Source organism: Streptomyces incanus, from assembly GCF_042656345.1.
Classification (GTDB): domain Bacteria; phylum Actinomycetota; class Actinomycetes; order Streptomycetales; family Streptomycetaceae; genus Streptomyces; species Streptomyces incanus.
Genome location: NZ_JBHSPC010000101.1, coordinates 150,021 through 163,814 on the forward strand (window position 1 = coordinate 150,021; position 13,794 = coordinate 163,814).

The window sequence follows — 13,794 nt, forward strand, 5'->3', positions numbered from 1 at the left end:
ACCCCACCACCAGCCCGTTTCCCGCCACCCGCCCGACCCGAGAGAGCGAGACCGACAGACATGGACGAGAACACCCGCTACCAGGTGCTGCGCAACGACGAGGAGCAGTACTCGCTGTGGCCCGTCGACGTCGAGGTGCCCGCCGGCTGGCAGCCCGTCGGCAAGGAGGGCACGGAGGCCGAGTGCTCCGCCTACGTCGACGAGGTCTGGACCGACATGCGCCCGCGCAGCCTGCGGGAGCGCATGGAGAACGCCGAAGCCTGACGCGTCCCGCACGACCACGAAGGGCGGGCCGGGGTGCGTCCCGCGATCGCACCCCGGCCTCCGCCCTTCCCGCTCTGCCCGTCCGCCCATCCTGAGGAGCCGTCATGACACCGGTCCTGCACACCGAACGACTCACGTTCCGGCCCTACCGCCCCGAGGACGAGGACGTCTTCGTGGCCCTGCTGCGCGACGAGGAGGTCTGCCGCTGGATGGGCCAGGAACGCGTGCCGGAGGCCGACCTCCGCACGCTGTTCCGTGCCATCCTCACCGACGTCTACCCGCAGCGCAGGTTCGACGTGTGGGGACTGTGGCGCGAGGAGGTCTACGTCGGCCACGCGGAGGTGAAGAAGACCGGCAACGTCGACGGCCACGAACTGATCACCGCCCTCGCCCCCGAGTACTGGGGTCGGGGCCTGGGCACGGAAGTGGTCCGCGGCCTGCTCCGCCACGCAGCCGACGACCTGGGCCTGAAGGAGGCCTACGGCATGGTCGGCGCCGACAACACCGCCAGCCTGGCCATGGCCCGCCGACTGGGCTTCCGGCACGTGCGCGACGTGGTCGGCGACGACGGCACCGTGACCAAGATGGTGGTGGTCTCGACGACGGACCCCAACTGACACCGGGAGCCGGTCCGGAACGCCACGGCGCCCTCCCCCGCCCTCGATCCGGCCCTCCCTCTCCTGAGGGGAGGGCACGGCCGGTCGGCCGAGCCCTCCCGGCCGTGGCCGGATCCGGGAGGGCGTCCGGGCCTCGGGAGACGGCTGAACCCGCCGGCGGGTGAACCGAACCGGGCTTCGTAGAGTCCGACGGGCATGTTCCGGGCGGTCCGCGGTTCCTCTTCCAGGCCTCGCCGGAAGCCGCGTTCGTCCTCGGCGGGCGGTACGCAGCCGAGCGCGCGGTGGAGACGTTCCTCGTCGTACCACGTCACCCACGGGAAGATCGCCCGCTGGACCCGCTCGAAGTCCCGCCGGGGCCCCTGCACCTCGATCGGCCCGGCCTTGAAGGTCAGTGGCCCCTGCGCACCCGGGCCGCCGCCCGGGCCTCCGCCGCCTTGCGGGCCTCGGCGGCCTTGCGGGACTCCTTGACGGGACGCCCCGGACGGCTGCCGAGGCCGCGGAAGGGCGCGTTGCCGCCGTTGGCCTTCGTCCCGGCCGGCGGTCGCCTCGCACCGGTGAGGGCGGTCAGCGTCGCCTCGCCGGAGCGCACCGGGGTGACGGTCGGCCGGACACCGGCGTCGGACATCATCCGGTTCACCTCGCGCCGCTGGGCGGGAGTGACCAGGGTGACCACGGTCCCGGACTGTCCGGCCCGCGCCGTGCGCCCGCCGCGGTGCAGGTAGTCCTTGGGGTCGGCCGGCGGGTCGACGTTGACGACGAGGTCGAGCGCGTCGATGTGAATGCCCCGCGCCGCGACGTTGGTGGCCACCAGCACGGTGATGTCACCGTCCGCGAACCGGGCGAGCGTGTGCGTGCGCTGCGGCTGCGACTTGCCGCTGTGCAGGGCACCGGCCCGCACACCGCCGGCCCGCAGATGACGGGTGAACTGGTCGACGCCCGCCTTGGTGTCCAGGAACATCAGCACCCGGCCGTCCCGAGCGGCGATCTCGGTCGCCGTGGCGTACTTGTCGGCGGGATGAACGGTCAGGACGTGATGGTCCATCGTGCTCACCGAGCCCGCCCCGGGGTCGACCGACGCGTGGACCGGGTCGTTCAGGTGACTGCGCACCAGTTGCTCGACGTGCCGGTCGAGCGTGGCCGAGAACAGAAGCCGCTGCCCGTCGGAGGGGACCTGTTCCAGAATGTCCGAGACCTGCGGCAGGAACCCCAGGTCGCACATCTGGTCCGCCTCGTCCAGCACCGTGATCCGAACGTGGTTCAGATGGCAGTCCCGGCGCGACACGAGGTCGGCCAGCCGCCCCGGCGTCGCGACGACCACCTCGGCACCGCTCCGCAGCTCCGCCACCTGCCGGTTGATCGACAGCCCGCCGACCACCGTCGCCAGCCGTACCTTCAGCGTCCGCGCGTACGGCACCAGGGCGTCGCTCACCTGCTGGGCGAGCTCCCGGGTCGGCACCAGGACCAGTGCGAGCGGCCGCTTCGCCTCCGCCCGCCGGCCCGCCGTCCGGACGAGCAGAGCGAGCCCGAAGGCCAGCGTCTTGCCGGACCCCGTCCGTGCCCGTCCGAGGACGTCACGGCCGGCCAGCGCGTCGGGCAGCGTCGCCGCCTGGATGGGGAACGGTTCCGTCACCCCGAGCCCTTCCATCGTCTCCACCAGCTCCGGCGGCAGCCCGAACGCGTCGAAGGACGCGGCCGGGGTCACCTCCGGCGACGCTGTCACTCGCGGGGACGTGCCGCCCCTGGAGAGTCCGGAGGCCGACGGCTTCGCGTTCATGGGACACCTTCCTGATCTGGCGCCTGGAACGCACCGGGGTCCGTACCGTTCGGTACGGACCCCGGCGTAATGAAGCGCGGGCACAGCTTATCAGCGGCCCGGAACGCGCCTCCGGCACTGATTTCTCCACCGGATCCGAGACTCTCTTCCGCGCCGGTGACCGGTCGGCAGCGTCAGAGGGGCTTGATCCGCGCGCAAGCACGGGCAAGGAGCATGCTTGCGCGGGAGCACACCGGTGCTCCCTGAAGTCTTCGGGCCCACGACCTGCCGTTGTGCAGTGAAACCGCCGGCGAAGGGCCCGTAAGCCATGTCCTCAAGCCCTCTGCGACCGAGCCGTGCTCTGTCGTACCACCAGGTGTGTCGCCAGTTCGATGCGCTGTGCCGCCGTGCCGGGGGCGTCCGGACGGAGGAGCATGCGGGCGGCCTCCTCGGCCATGTGCCGCAGGGGCTGGTGGATCGTGGTGAGGGGCGGGCTCGACCACTGGGCCAGTGGTACGTCGTCGTAGCCCACCACCGACAGGTCCTCCGGCACGCGCAGGCCCCTGACCCTGGCCGCCTCCAGGACGCCGAGTGCCTGGAGGTCGCTGCCCGCGAAGATCGCCGTCGGCCGGTCGGTGCCGTTCAGCAGGTCCATGGCGTGTTCGAAGCCGCTCCGTACGTGGAAGTCGCCGAAGCGCATCAGACGCGGGTCGGTCTCCAGGCCCGTCATCGCCATGGCGGAGCGGTAGCCGTCGAGGCGGGCGAGCGAACAGAGCATGTCCTCGGGGCCGGTGATGATCGCGACCCGCTCGTGACCGAGCTCGGTGAGATGGCGGGTGGCGGCGAGGCCGCCGGCCCAGTTCGCGGAGCCGACAGAGGGGACGTCGGGGTCGGGGTCGCCCGCCGGGTCGATGACGACGAGGGGGATGGCCGCCGCTCTGAGCTGGCGTTTGATGTCCTCCGGGAGGGTGGAGAAGACCAGCACGACGCCGAGCGGCCTGCGTTGCAGCACGCCCGGGAGCCACTCCGGAGCGGGGGTGTGCCGAGTGCCGCTCTCGGTGAGCGCCACCGTCGCGCGGTTTTCCTTGGCGACGCTCTCCACGCCCCGGATCAGCTCCATCGCCCAGACGCTCTCCAGCTCGTGGAAGACGATTTCGATGAGTGGGGAGCGGGACGCCGCCTGGGTGCGACGGCGGTAACCGTGGACATCCAGCAGCCGTTCCACCTTGGCTCGGGTCGTGCGAGAGACGTCCGATCGGCCGTTGAGGACCTTCGAAACTGTCGGCATCGAAACGCCGGCCTCTTTCGCCACCGTGGCCAGGGTGATTCTGCCGCTCGTCTCGTGGTCATCGTGCATAGCCGCAGGATACGACACCACGTGTCGATAACGGTTTGAGTGAGTACCGACTCGACCGTTGACCGAGACTCCCGTCCGACCTACTGTCCCACGGCATGGACTTTCGGTGATGAGGCCGAAACTTTCGAAAGGCGAACGATGAAGACACGTGCGCACTTGCCCCGACTGGTCGCCGGTGGTGCGACGCTCACCCTGGTACTGACCCTTTCGGCCTGCGGCGACGGGGGCGGCGGGGCGTCGTCGGACGACGGCAAGATCCATGTCCTTGTCTACGGTGACGCCACCAACAAGGTCGAGAAGCAGCTCGTCGACACGTTCAACAAGACGTCCGACGTCAAGGTCGTCCTCGACACCATCCCCGGTGCGGACTACCAGCAGAAGCTTCAGACGATCATCAGCACCCCCCAGGCCCCGGACGTCTTCTTCAACTGGGGCGGCGGCAGCATCAAGCCGTTCGTCAAGGCCGGTCTGCTGCTGCCGCTGGACGACTTCATCAAGAAGGACCCGGACCTGGAGGACAAGTTCCTGCCGTCCGTCTTCAACAACGCCGTCGTCGACGGCAAGCCGTACGGCATCCCGATGCGCGGCACCCAGCCGGTCCTGCTCTTCCACAACAAGAAGGTCCTCGACGAGGCGGGTGTCAAGCCGCCGAAGACCTGGGACGAACTGCTCGACGCGGTCGGGAAGCTCAGGGACGAGGGCGTGACCCCGATCGCGCTCGGCGGCGGCGACGTCTGGCCGACGCAGATGTGGTTCCAGTACCTCTTCGACCGCGTGGCCGGCCCGGGGCTGTTCGAGAAGGCCGTCGGGGGCGACAAGAGCGCTTGGGAGAGCGCGGACAGCAAGAAGGCCCTGAGCATGATCAGGGAGCTCGTCGACGCCGGCGCCTTCGGCAAGAACTACGACTCCGTCAAGTACACCAACGGCGGCTCGGTCCAGCTGGTGTCCTCGGGCAAGGCCGGCTTCGAGCTGATGGGCTCCTGGTACTACTCCCAGCAGCTGACGGACCACAAGGCGTTCGCCGAGAAGGACCTCGGCTACACCGCCTTCCCGGCCGTCGAGGGCGGCAAGGGCGACCTGGCCGACGTCGCCGGCAACACCAACAACTACTACTCGGTGATGAAGAAGACCAAGCATCCCGAGGCCGTCGCCGAGTTCCTGAAGCTCATGTACTCCGACGACTTCGTCAAGGCGCAGCTGGACATCGGCAACCTGCCGACCACGACCAACACCGACAAGTTCATCGAGACCGCGGGCACCCCCGAGTACTCGCGCTTCCAGTACGACCTGGTCGCCGACGCCCCGTCGTTCCAGCTGTCCTGGGACCAGGCGTACCCGCAGAAGGCGAGCTCGGACATGCACAAGGCCATCCAGCAGTTCTTCAACGGACAGCTCGACGCGGACGGCTTCATCAAGGCCATGCAGGCCCTCCCGACCGAGTGACGAACGGCTCATGACGACAAAGATCACGAGCGCTCCGCCCTCCGCCGGACCCCGCAAGGGGTCCCGGCGGAGGCCGCCCGCCTCGTCCGCAACGAAGGTGGGCCGCCCCGGCTTCGCCTGGGCGCTGCCCGCCGCAGTGTTCTTCGCCCTCTTCGCGATCGCCCCGCTGATCATGGTGGCGGTGCTGTCCTTCATGAGCTGGGACGGGATCGGCTCGCCCCAGTTCGTCGGCACGGACAACTGGTCCCGCCTGATGGACGACCCGGTGATGCTCCAGAGCATCTGGCTGACCCTGCTGCTGACCGTGCTCGGCGTGGTCATCCAGACGCCGCTGAGCATCGTGCTCGGCGTCTGGGCGGCCGGCCACCAGCGCAACCGGGCCGTGCTGTCCGTCATCTACTTCATCCCGCTGCTGCTGTCCGCGACGGCCGTCTCCGTGCTGTGGCGGGCGCTGCTCGACCCGAACTTCGGCATCCCGGCCGACGCCACCTGGCTGTTCGGCGACGGCAACCTGTTCGGTGAACAGGCCACCGCCATCGGGGTGCTGGCGTTCGTCAGCACCTGGCAGTTCACCCCGTTCCACACGCTGATCTATCAGGGCGCCGCCCGGGCCGTTCCGCAGGTGCTCTACCAGGCGGCCGAGATCGACGGGGCGGGCCGCTACCGGCAGTTCTTCCACATCACCCTGCCGCAGCTGCGCAACTCGATGATCACCTCGATGATCCTGATGATCGTCGGCGGCCTGACCACCTTCGAGACGGTCCTCATCCTGACCCAGGGCGGCCCCGGCACCGACACCACCATCAGCGCCTACTACATGTACGACAAGGCGTTCAAGGGCTTCGACTTCGGCGCCGGTTCCGCCATCGCCCTGGCCCTGGTCGTCGCGGCCACCATCATCTCGCTGATCGTCGTCCGGGTATCCGGCTACGACAAGATGCGCAGCACCATGGAGGGTGTGTCATGAGGCGCCGTCCCCACTACCTGGCCGGCGCCGGCTCGCTCTTCTGGCTCTTCCTGGTCGGCCTGCCGCTGTACGTGATGCTCGCCGCGACCGTGCGCACCCGCCAGGACTACGCCGAGAACGGCCCGGTCTCGATCCCGGACAGCTTCACCCTGGACAACTACACCGGTGCCTTCGACTCGGGCTTCGGCCAGTACTTCTTCAACACGCTCGTCGTCACCGGCTGCGTGATCGGGATCGTGCTGCTGCTGGTCCCGCCGCTCGCCTACGCGATCGTACGCAGCCGGGGCCGGACCACGTCGGCGATCTTCCGGCTGTTCCTGCTCGGTCTCGCCATCCCCGCCCAGGCCGTCATCGTGCCGATGTTCTACCTGATCAGCGAGGCCGGGCTGTACGACAACCTGCTGGGCGTCATCCTGCCCACGGCCGCGTTCTGCCTGCCGATGTCGGCGCTGATCCTCAGCGGCGCGATGCGCGACATCTCCCCGGAACTGTACGAGGCCATGGCCATGGACGGTGCCTCCCCACGGCGCATGTTCTTCCAGCTCGTCCTGCCGCTGTCGAGGGGCGGACTGTCCACGATCGTGGTCTTCTCCGCGCTCCAGGCATGGAACGGCTTCCTGTTCCCGCTCGTCCTGACCCAGTCCGACTCCGCCAAGGTCGTCACCCTGGGTCTGTACAACTTCCAGACCGAACACGGCATCGACATCCCCGGTCTGCTGGGAGCCGTGGTGCTGTCCATGGTGCCCATCCTGCTCGTCTACCTGTTCGCCCGTCGCACCCTGGTCCAGGGTCTGATGGGCGTCGGAGGAAAGTGACTGCCGACGTGGCCGTAGAGACCACCCCCGAAATCCCCCTCTGGAACGACCCCGACCGCCCCGTCGCCGCCAGAGTCGACGCGCTGATCGGCGCGATGACCCCGGACGAGAAGATCGCCCAGCTGTACGGCGTGTGGGTCGGTGCGTCCGCGAACGGCGGCGAAGTGGCCCCACACCAGCACGACATGGAGGAGGCCGTCGACCTCGACGCGCTTCTGCCCGCAGGACTGGGCCAGTTGACCCGCCCCTTCGGCACCGCACCCGTCGACCCGGCGCTCGGCGCGCTCTCCCTGCTGCGCACCCAGTCCCGTATCACCTCGGCCAACCGCTTCGGCATTCCCGCCGTCGCGCACGAGGAATGCCTGGCCGGCTTCGCCGCCTGGGGCGCCACCGCCTACCCCGTCCCGCTGTCCTGGGGCGCCACCTTCGACCCGGACGTGGTGCGCCGGATGGCCACCGCCATCGGCCGCGACATGCGGTCCGTCGGCGTCCACCAGGGTCTCGCGCCCGTCCTCGACGTGGTGCGCGACGCCCGCTGGGGCCGGGTGGAGGAGACCATCGGTGAGGACCCCTACCTCGTCGGCACCATCGGCACCGCGTACGTCCAGGGCCTGGAGTCCGCCGGGATCGTCGCCACCCTCAAGCACTTCGTCGGCTACTCGGCCTCCCGCGCCGGACGCAACCTCGCCCCCGCGCCCATGGGCGCCCGCGAACGGGCCGACGTCCTGCTGCCGCCGTTCGAGATGGCGATCCGCGAGGGCGGCGCCCGCTCCGTGATGCACTCCTACACGGACACCGACGGCGTCCCCGCCGCGGCCGACGAGAGCCTGCTGACCGGACTGCTCCGCGACACCTGGGGCTTCGACGGCACCGTCGTCGCCGACTACTTCGGCATCGCCTTCCTCAAGATCCTGCACGGCGTCGCGGGCGACTGGGCGGAGGCCGCGGGCACCGCGCTGAAGGCCGGCGTCGACGTCGAACTGCCCACCGTCAAGACGTTCGGCGCACCGCTCGCCGAGGCCGTCGCCGACGGCCGGGTACCGGAGTCGGTCATCGACCGCGCCCTGCGCCGTGTCCTCGGCCAGAAAGCGGTCCTCGGCCTGCTCGACCCGGACTGGAGCCCGGTCCCGCCCGCGCTCGAGGGCGTCGACCTGGACGACCCCGAGGCGCTGCGAGGCAGGGTCGACCTGGACCGGCTCGAGAACCGGGAACTGGCCCGCGAGGTCGCCGAGAAGGCCATAGTCCTGCTCACCAACGACGGCGCCCTGCCGCTCGCCCGGCCCCGCCGCATCGCCCTGGTCGGCCCCAACGCGGCCGAGGCCACCGCCGTACTGGGCTGCTACTCCTTCCCCCAACACGTGGGTGTGCAGCACCCGGACGTCCCGGTCGGGATCGACCTGCCCACCCTGCGAGACACCCTGGCCGCCGAGTTTCCCGACGCGGACATCAGCGTCGCCCGTGGCACCGGCGTCGACGACGGAGACCTCTCCGGCATCGGCGAAGCGGTCGACGCGGCACGGGACGCGGACATCGTCATCGCCGTACTCGGCGACCGCGCGGGCCTGTTCGGCCGGGGCACCAGCGGTGAGGGCTGCGACGCCGAGTCCCTCGCCCTGCCCGGCGCCCAGCAGCACCTGCTGGACGCGCTGCTCGACTCCGGCACACCGGTGGTGACCGTCCTGCTCGCCGGGCGGCCGTACGCGCTCGGCCGTGCCGTCGCCGAGTCCGCGGCGATCGTGCAGTCCTTCTTCCCCGGAGTCGCCGGCACCCAGGCGATCGCCGGGGTGCTCAGCGGCCGCACCAACCCCTCCGGACGGCTCCCGGTCAGCGTGCCGCGCGGCCCGGGGTCCCAGCCGACCACCTACCTCGGTGCACGGCTCGCCCAGGTCAGCGAGGTGTCCAATATCGACCCGACGCCGGCGTTCGGCTTCGGCCACGGCCTGACGTACACGGCGTTCGCCTGGAACGACCTTGCTGTGGACGCCGAACAAGCTTCGACGGACGGCGAGTTCACTCTCTCCCTCACCGTCCGCAACACCGGTGAACGGTCCGGCACCGAAGTCGTCCAGCTCTATCTCCACGACCCGGTCGCCTCCGTCGTCCAGCCGGTGCAGCGGCTCGTCGGCTACACCCGGGTGCCGCTGGAGCCGGGCGAGGCCCGTCGCGTCCGCGTCACGGTTCCGGCCGACGTGGCCTCCTTCACCGGCCGCGCCGGTCACCGGATCGTCGAACCGGGCGACCTGCAACTCCGCCTGGCCGCCTCGAGCACCGACGCGCGCCTGACGGCGACGGTCACCCTGACCGGCCCGGAACGCCAGGTGGACCACACCCGCCGCTTCCACGCGCCCTTCACCCAGGAGCCGGCCGCCCAGACCTGAGCCGGACCGCACGAGACAGCCCCCGGCCGGTTCCCCCCGGCCGGGGGTCGTCTCGTGCTGAGCCCGCTTCCGTCACTTCGGACGGGGGCCGTCCGACCCGGTCTTCCCAGGCCCGTCCAGGACGTGGACCCTCCGGTGTTCCCACTGCCGCCGCCCTTCTCCGCAAGCCGCGACCGGCTTTGTTCACGAGAACCGGTCTCGTGAACAAAGTCGGTCTCCGATCGGGAAGAACGGGTCAAAAGAGGAGGGCGGGGGTCGGATAGTGAGCTGTTGCGGGTCTCCCGGGACGGGCCCGGGCACCAGACGTGTGAAGTACTCGGTCTGGATGATCTTTCGGCGGGCTTCTTCGGTGAGGCGGGCGAGGATTCCGGGCAGGGGGCGTTCGCGGGCGACCTCACCCTGATGCGCTTTGCGACCGGGCCGCCGGACCGGTTCCGCCCGGTGTCGGCCCAGCCGCGTTCACCAGCTGACCAGAGTCATGGACCTTCGAGAGAGCCAGTCCATGAACGACACGGGCTGACCGCCCAGGTGCAGAGGAAGGATCTGGTCGCAGGTGGCCCGGCCGTCGAACCACAGTGAGCCCCGGTGCGGACCGGTGACAACGAGCAGGGTCGAGAAGCCACAGCCGTTTTCCTGGATGAATACAGCGCCGGACGTCTTGTGCTCCTGGAACACCCCGTACTCAGCGTCCCACTGCTCCCATGCCGCCCGGTAGGCGTGGTGGTCCGGGAAGTCCTGAGTCAGCGGCTCGCGCGCGTCCAGCTCATCCTCGTAAGCACGGTAGGAGTCGGGATGCGGGAAGTCGGTAGTGAGCAAGTCGTAGTTGGTGCTTGAGTCCCCATGCCAGCCCCAGCCTGCCGCGGATCGGCAGAGGCGGTTCACCGCGCCGCCGGCGCTCTGCCGGAGCAAGTACTCTCGGTACTGGTCCGGGAAAGCGATGCCCAACTCCGCCTCCGCTTCGCAGATCTCCGCTTCGGACAGCGGCGGCGGGGAGGCAACCTGCCTCGCGGGCGGACGGCTGGGCTCATCAAAGCGCCGCCCCCGGGCCATGCGTTGGTATTCCGCCATCCAATCGGTCGTCATACAGGTGAGGGTAGGCGCGAGCAATCCGTCAGGACTCTGCCGTGTGGACTTTCCCCGTGAGCCCAGCTCCCGTTCGACCACATACCGGCCGATCTGCTCGGGCACCCCGTTCATGAACCGTGCGGATCCTCTCGCGCCCCACGCGTCCCCCTACGCGGCCTTCACCAAGCTCACGCCATAGTGCTCAACGCGAAGCGGGGGACCCACCCCGTCCATTAACGTGCGAAAAGGCCATCGCTCTGAGAAAGGGAGAGCGGGGACGATCGCACCCGCGGCCGATCTTCGGGCGACCGGTGGCGCGGCCCTCCCCAGGTGCCGGGACCGCCACCGAGGAAGGGCCGTGCCGGGAAGCCTGAGTGCCACGGCCTCGGGTGCGGCAGGTCAGATCCGGTCCCGCCCCAGGTCCGCGACGAACCCGGACCATGCGCTCCGCGCGAACGCGAGCCGAAGGCCGCCGCGCTCCTTGGAATCCCGGACGTGTATGGCGCTCGCGTCGGCGGCGACCTCGACGCACGCCCCTCCTTCGCCGCTGCTGTAGCTGCTCTTGAACCAGTCCAGCCGTGCGGGCTGTTCAGTGTTCATCGGTCTCCCAGCATCTTCTCGATCAGGGTCAGTGACTCTTCTGGCGTGAGCGCCTGCGCCCTGATGCTGCCGTAGCGTGCGGCCAGGATACGGACCTCGTCCGGATCCGTGGCCAGACGGCTGACGTGCTGCACTTCCAGGTATGCCACCTGGGGCTTGTCCTTCGGGGTGAGCAGGATGAAGGGTCCACCCAGGCTGGGATGCTCCTTGCGTTCCGTCGGCAGCACCTGGAGCTCCACACTGCGTAGCCTGCCGAACTTCAGTAGCGCTTCCAGTTGTTTCCGATGAACGTCCCACCCACCGAGCGGGCGACGCAACACGGATTCCTCGATGGTGAAGGTAGTGAACGGCGGAGGCCAGCGGTCGAAGATCTGCTGGCGGTCCAGCCGCGCGGCCACGCGCTGTTCGACGGTCGCCTCGTCCAGCAGAGGCTGGCGGGTACCGAATACCACATGTGCGTGAGCCTCCGTCTGAAGGAGCCCGGGAATCGCGAGTGAGCTGTAGTCGTGCAGCTCAACTGCCTCCGCCTCCAACCGCGCGTAATTCCGGAACCACTCCGGATGCCGCACCCTGCGCCGGGTCTTCGCCCGTTCCACATCCTCCGCCGCGGACGCGAGCAGGCCGCCGCAGTCCAACAACTGGTCCACCGCGACCAGTAGTTCGGGCTGAGGTGTGCGCCGGGCCCGCTCGACCGACGAGATCGTCTCCTCGCCGTACCCGATCCGGTCGCCCAGTTCCTTCTGGCTCAGTCCGGCCCGTTCCCGGGCGACCTTGATCTGGCGGCCGAGGGCCCGGAACAGGTCCGCGACCTCGTCCGTTCCGTCCACCTCATCGCCCGTGGGGACCCCCGTACCCGGCTGCGCTGCCATGCCGTACCACCACCCTGTTCCTTGTGCAGAGAACGAACCGGCGAAAACGCGGCCGGGACACGGCCGTACGCCCGTACATCACACCTTCAGTGTCGGGACAGTCACCCTGCGTACTGCTCGGGGTGCTCCACGCAGTAGGACGATTCGGTCACCCTCGGTGATGTGAATCAGGAAACCGTCACCGCACCCGGTGAACCGACCGCCCGCACAGCCCACTTCCGCACCATGTTTCCCACCACGGCGCACGGCGCGCACACCGCACGCCATGCGGCTGAGCGCTGGCTCGCCGCACGACAGGAGCGGCCGGAGCCCGACGACGACACCACGGCCACGGCTTCCCTCCTCATTGCCGAACTGACCGCGAACGCGACCCTGCACGGCCGGGTGCGGGGCAGGAACGCACGTCTCACCCTCACCCTGACCCCCGCCACCCTGCGGATCGAGGTGACCGACGCGCGGGGTGAACGTCTGCCCGCGCCGACCCCGGCCGCCGATGCCGACGGCGACGATGAGTCCGGGCGGGGCCTGCTCCTCGTCGTCTCGCTCGCCGACGCCTGGGGCTGCGAGCCGTACCCGCCGGGTGGCAAGACGGTGTGGGCGGAGTGCGCCCGGCGGGCAGGGCGGTAGGCAGGGCAAGGGCACTCTGCCGCCGGTGCCCCGCCCGCCCTGCGCGATGGTCGAGGGCGCGATGCGGCACGGCACCACCATGGACGTCGAGGCCAACTACACCGACAGTCATGGCCAGTCGGAGATCGGGTTCGGCATCACGAGGCTGCTGAACTTCGACCTGCTGCCGCGCATCAAACGGATCAACAAGGTGAAGCTGTACCGGCCCGTGGCTGGCGAACCGGACGCCTACCCGCAGCTCACCCCGGCGCTGACCCGGCCGATCCGCTGGGAACTCATCGCCCAGCAGCACGATCAGATGATCAAGTACGCCACCGCGATCCGGACCCGCACCGCGTCCACCGAGGCGATCCTGCGCCGCTTCACCCGCAACGCCTCCCACCCCACCTACGCGGCGATGCTGGAGGTCGGCCGCGCCCAGAAGACCATCTTCGTGGCCCGCTACCTGCGACTTCGGGACCTTCAGCGGGAGATCGAGGAGGGCCTGAACGTGATGGAGTCCTCCAACGGCGCGAACTCCGTGATCGCCTACGGCAAGGGCGGGGAGATCGCCTCGAACCGGCGCGACGAGCAGGAGATGTTCGTCCTGTGCCTGCGCATCCTGCGATCGGCCCTGGTCTTCGTGAACACCCCGATGCTCCAGGACATCCTCGGCGAACCGGAGTGGGCGGACCTCCTCACGCCCGCCGACCGGCGCGGCCTGACCCCGTTGTTCTAGTCCCACGTCCGGCCCTACGGCGAGGTGAAGCTCAACATGACCAGCAGACTCCCGCTCAGCACGAGCTGACCGGTGTCCGGTTGGGGATCCCTTACATACACGGCCTGTGATCCGGCAGGGGTATCACGATCGCCTCGGAACACAGCGCCGCGAGATCCTTGGGCGCCCGAAGCCCGCGCCGATCCGACGTCGGGCGCTCAGCGCTTGGTCTCGTACCTGGTCAGGACCACGCCGTCGGGAAACGTCCGGGTCTCCACCAGGGTCAGGTTCACCCAGTTGTCCAGGGCTGTGAAGAACGGCGTGCCGCCGCCCACCAGGACC

Annotated in this window: 13 protein-coding genes and 1 pseudogene; 8 read left to right on the forward strand and 6 right to left on the reverse strand. The window is 69.5% G+C overall.

From position 1 onward, the window contains the following. Positions 1–60: 60 nt before the first annotated feature. On the forward strand, positions 61–264 hold the full coding sequence (locus tag ACFP2V_RS30120; RefSeq protein WP_042166983.1) for an MbtH family protein: 204 nt from the start codon (positions 61–63) through the stop codon (positions 262–264). 104 nt (positions 265–368) lie between these two features. After that, on the forward strand, positions 369–881 hold the full coding sequence (locus ACFP2V_RS30125; protein WP_381218454.1) for a GNAT family N-acetyltransferase: 513 nt from the start codon (positions 369–371) through the stop codon (positions 879–881). A 388-nt stretch (positions 882–1,269) separates the two neighbouring features. Here ACFP2V_RS30125 and ACFP2V_RS30130 read toward each other — a convergent pair whose 3' ends face one another. Further along, a complete protein-coding gene (locus ACFP2V_RS30130) occupies positions 1,270–2,655 on the reverse strand; it encodes a DEAD/DEAH box helicase (protein ID WP_381218455.1) in 1,386 nt (461 codons plus the stop codon). A gap of 313 nt (positions 2,656–2,968) precedes the next feature. Next, positions 2,969–3,991: a LacI family DNA-binding transcriptional regulator gene (locus ACFP2V_RS30135; protein WP_381218456.1), complete on the reverse strand. Its 1,023-nt coding sequence runs from the start codon at positions 3,989–3,991 to the stop codon at positions 2,969–2,971. 138 nt (positions 3,992–4,129) lie between these two features. On the opposite strand from ACFP2V_RS30135, the gene ACFP2V_RS30140 reads away from it, so the two are divergent. From ACFP2V_RS30140 to ACFP2V_RS30155, 4 genes are read left to right on the forward strand one after another with little or no spacing between them, the layout of a single operon-like run. Then, a complete protein-coding gene (locus ACFP2V_RS30140; protein WP_381218457.1) occupies positions 4,130–5,434 on the forward strand; it encodes an ABC transporter substrate-binding protein in 1,305 nt (434 codons plus the stop codon). Positions 5,435–5,444: 10 nt separating this feature from the next. Further along, a complete protein-coding gene (locus ACFP2V_RS30145; protein WP_381218458.1) occupies positions 5,445–6,401 on the forward strand; it encodes a carbohydrate ABC transporter permease in 957 nt (318 codons plus the stop codon). After that, positions 6,398–7,216 (forward strand): carbohydrate ABC transporter permease, encoded by an 819-nt coding sequence (locus ACFP2V_RS30150; protein ID WP_381218459.1) that lies wholly within the window; start codon positions 6,398–6,400, stop codon positions 7,214–7,216. Before ACFP2V_RS30145 ends, ACFP2V_RS30150 begins: the two co-directional genes overlap by 4 nt. Continuing rightward, entirely contained in the window at positions 7,213–9,594 is a 2,382-nt protein-coding gene (locus ACFP2V_RS30155) for a beta-xylosidase/alpha-l-arabinosidase (RefSeq protein WP_381218460.1), read from the forward strand. The genes ACFP2V_RS30150 and ACFP2V_RS30155 overlap by 4 nt, the downstream gene beginning before the upstream one ends. Before the next feature lie 459 nt (positions 9,595–10,053). Here ACFP2V_RS30155 and ACFP2V_RS30160 read toward each other — a convergent pair whose 3' ends face one another. The 3 genes from ACFP2V_RS30160 to ACFP2V_RS30170 form a co-directional block, all read right to left on the reverse strand. Beyond that, the gene (locus ACFP2V_RS30160; RefSeq protein WP_381218461.1) at positions 10,054–10,677 is read right to left on the reverse strand and encodes an SMI1/KNR4 family protein; all 624 of its coding nucleotides are present in this window, start codon (positions 10,675–10,677) and stop codon (positions 10,054–10,056) included. 381 nt (positions 10,678–11,058) lie between these two features. Further along, positions 11,059–11,259 carry a DUF397 domain-containing protein gene (locus ACFP2V_RS30165; RefSeq protein WP_381218462.1) on the reverse strand — a complete coding sequence of 67 codons (201 nt, stop codon included), beginning with the start codon at positions 11,257–11,259 and terminating at the stop codon, positions 11,059–11,061. Then, positions 11,256–12,128, reverse strand: coding sequence for a helix-turn-helix domain-containing protein (locus ACFP2V_RS30170; protein WP_381218463.1), 873 nt, complete (start codon positions 12,126–12,128; stop codon positions 11,256–11,258). The genes ACFP2V_RS30165 and ACFP2V_RS30170 overlap by 4 nt, the downstream gene beginning before the upstream one ends. 162 nt (positions 12,129–12,290) lie before the next feature. Here ACFP2V_RS30170 and ACFP2V_RS30175 point away from each other — a divergent pair, with 162 nt between their 5' ends. Both ACFP2V_RS30175 and ACFP2V_RS30180 read left to right on the forward strand, forming a co-directional pair. Beyond that, positions 12,291–12,755, forward strand: coding sequence for an ATP-binding protein (locus ACFP2V_RS30175; protein ID WP_381218464.1), 465 nt, complete (start codon positions 12,291–12,293; stop codon positions 12,753–12,755). 25 nt (positions 12,756–12,780) lie between these two features. Next, positions 12,781–13,473: a Tn3 family transposase gene (locus ACFP2V_RS30180; RefSeq protein ID WP_381218465.1), complete on the forward strand. Its 693-nt coding sequence runs from the start codon at positions 12,781–12,783 to the stop codon at positions 13,471–13,473. 197 nt (positions 13,474–13,670) lie between these two features. On the opposite strand, the pseudogene ACFP2V_RS30185 reads toward ACFP2V_RS30180, so the two are convergent. Further along, a pseudogene (locus ACFP2V_RS30185) lies at positions 13,671–13,794 on the reverse strand (dihydrofolate reductase family protein); the annotation flags it as partial.

Excerpts from the sequence above, each read along its gene's own strand:
- ACFP2V_RS30120 (WP_042166983.1), top strand. The coding sequence starts at position 61 with ATGGACGAGAACACCCGCTACCAGGTGCTGCGCAACGACGAGGAGCAG.
- ACFP2V_RS30125 (WP_381218454.1), top strand. The coding sequence starts at position 369 with ATGACACCGGTCCTGCACACCGAACGACTCACGTTCCGGCCCTACCGC.
- ACFP2V_RS30130 (WP_381218455.1), bottom strand. The coding sequence starts at position 2,655 with ATGAACGCGAAGCCGTCGGCCTCCGGACTCTCCAGGGGCGGCACGTCC.
- ACFP2V_RS30135 (WP_381218456.1), bottom strand. The coding sequence starts at position 3,991 with ATGCACGATGACCACGAGACGAGCGGCAGAATCACCCTGGCCACGGTG.
- ACFP2V_RS30140 (WP_381218457.1), top strand. The coding sequence starts at position 4,130 with ATGAAGACACGTGCGCACTTGCCCCGACTGGTCGCCGGTGGTGCGACG.
- ACFP2V_RS30145 (WP_381218458.1), top strand. The coding sequence starts at position 5,445 with ATGACGACAAAGATCACGAGCGCTCCGCCCTCCGCCGGACCCCGCAAG.
- ACFP2V_RS30150 (WP_381218459.1), top strand. The coding sequence starts at position 6,398 with ATGAGGCGCCGTCCCCACTACCTGGCCGGCGCCGGCTCGCTCTTCTGG.
- ACFP2V_RS30160 (WP_381218461.1), bottom strand. The coding sequence starts at position 10,677 with ATGACGACCGATTGGATGGCGGAATACCAACGCATGGCCCGGGGGCGG.
- ACFP2V_RS30165 (WP_381218462.1), bottom strand. The coding sequence starts at position 11,259 with ATGAACACTGAACAGCCCGCACGGCTGGACTGGTTCAAGAGCAGCTAC.
- ACFP2V_RS30170 (WP_381218463.1), bottom strand. The coding sequence starts at position 12,128 with ATGGCAGCGCAGCCGGGTACGGGGGTCCCCACGGGCGATGAGGTGGAC.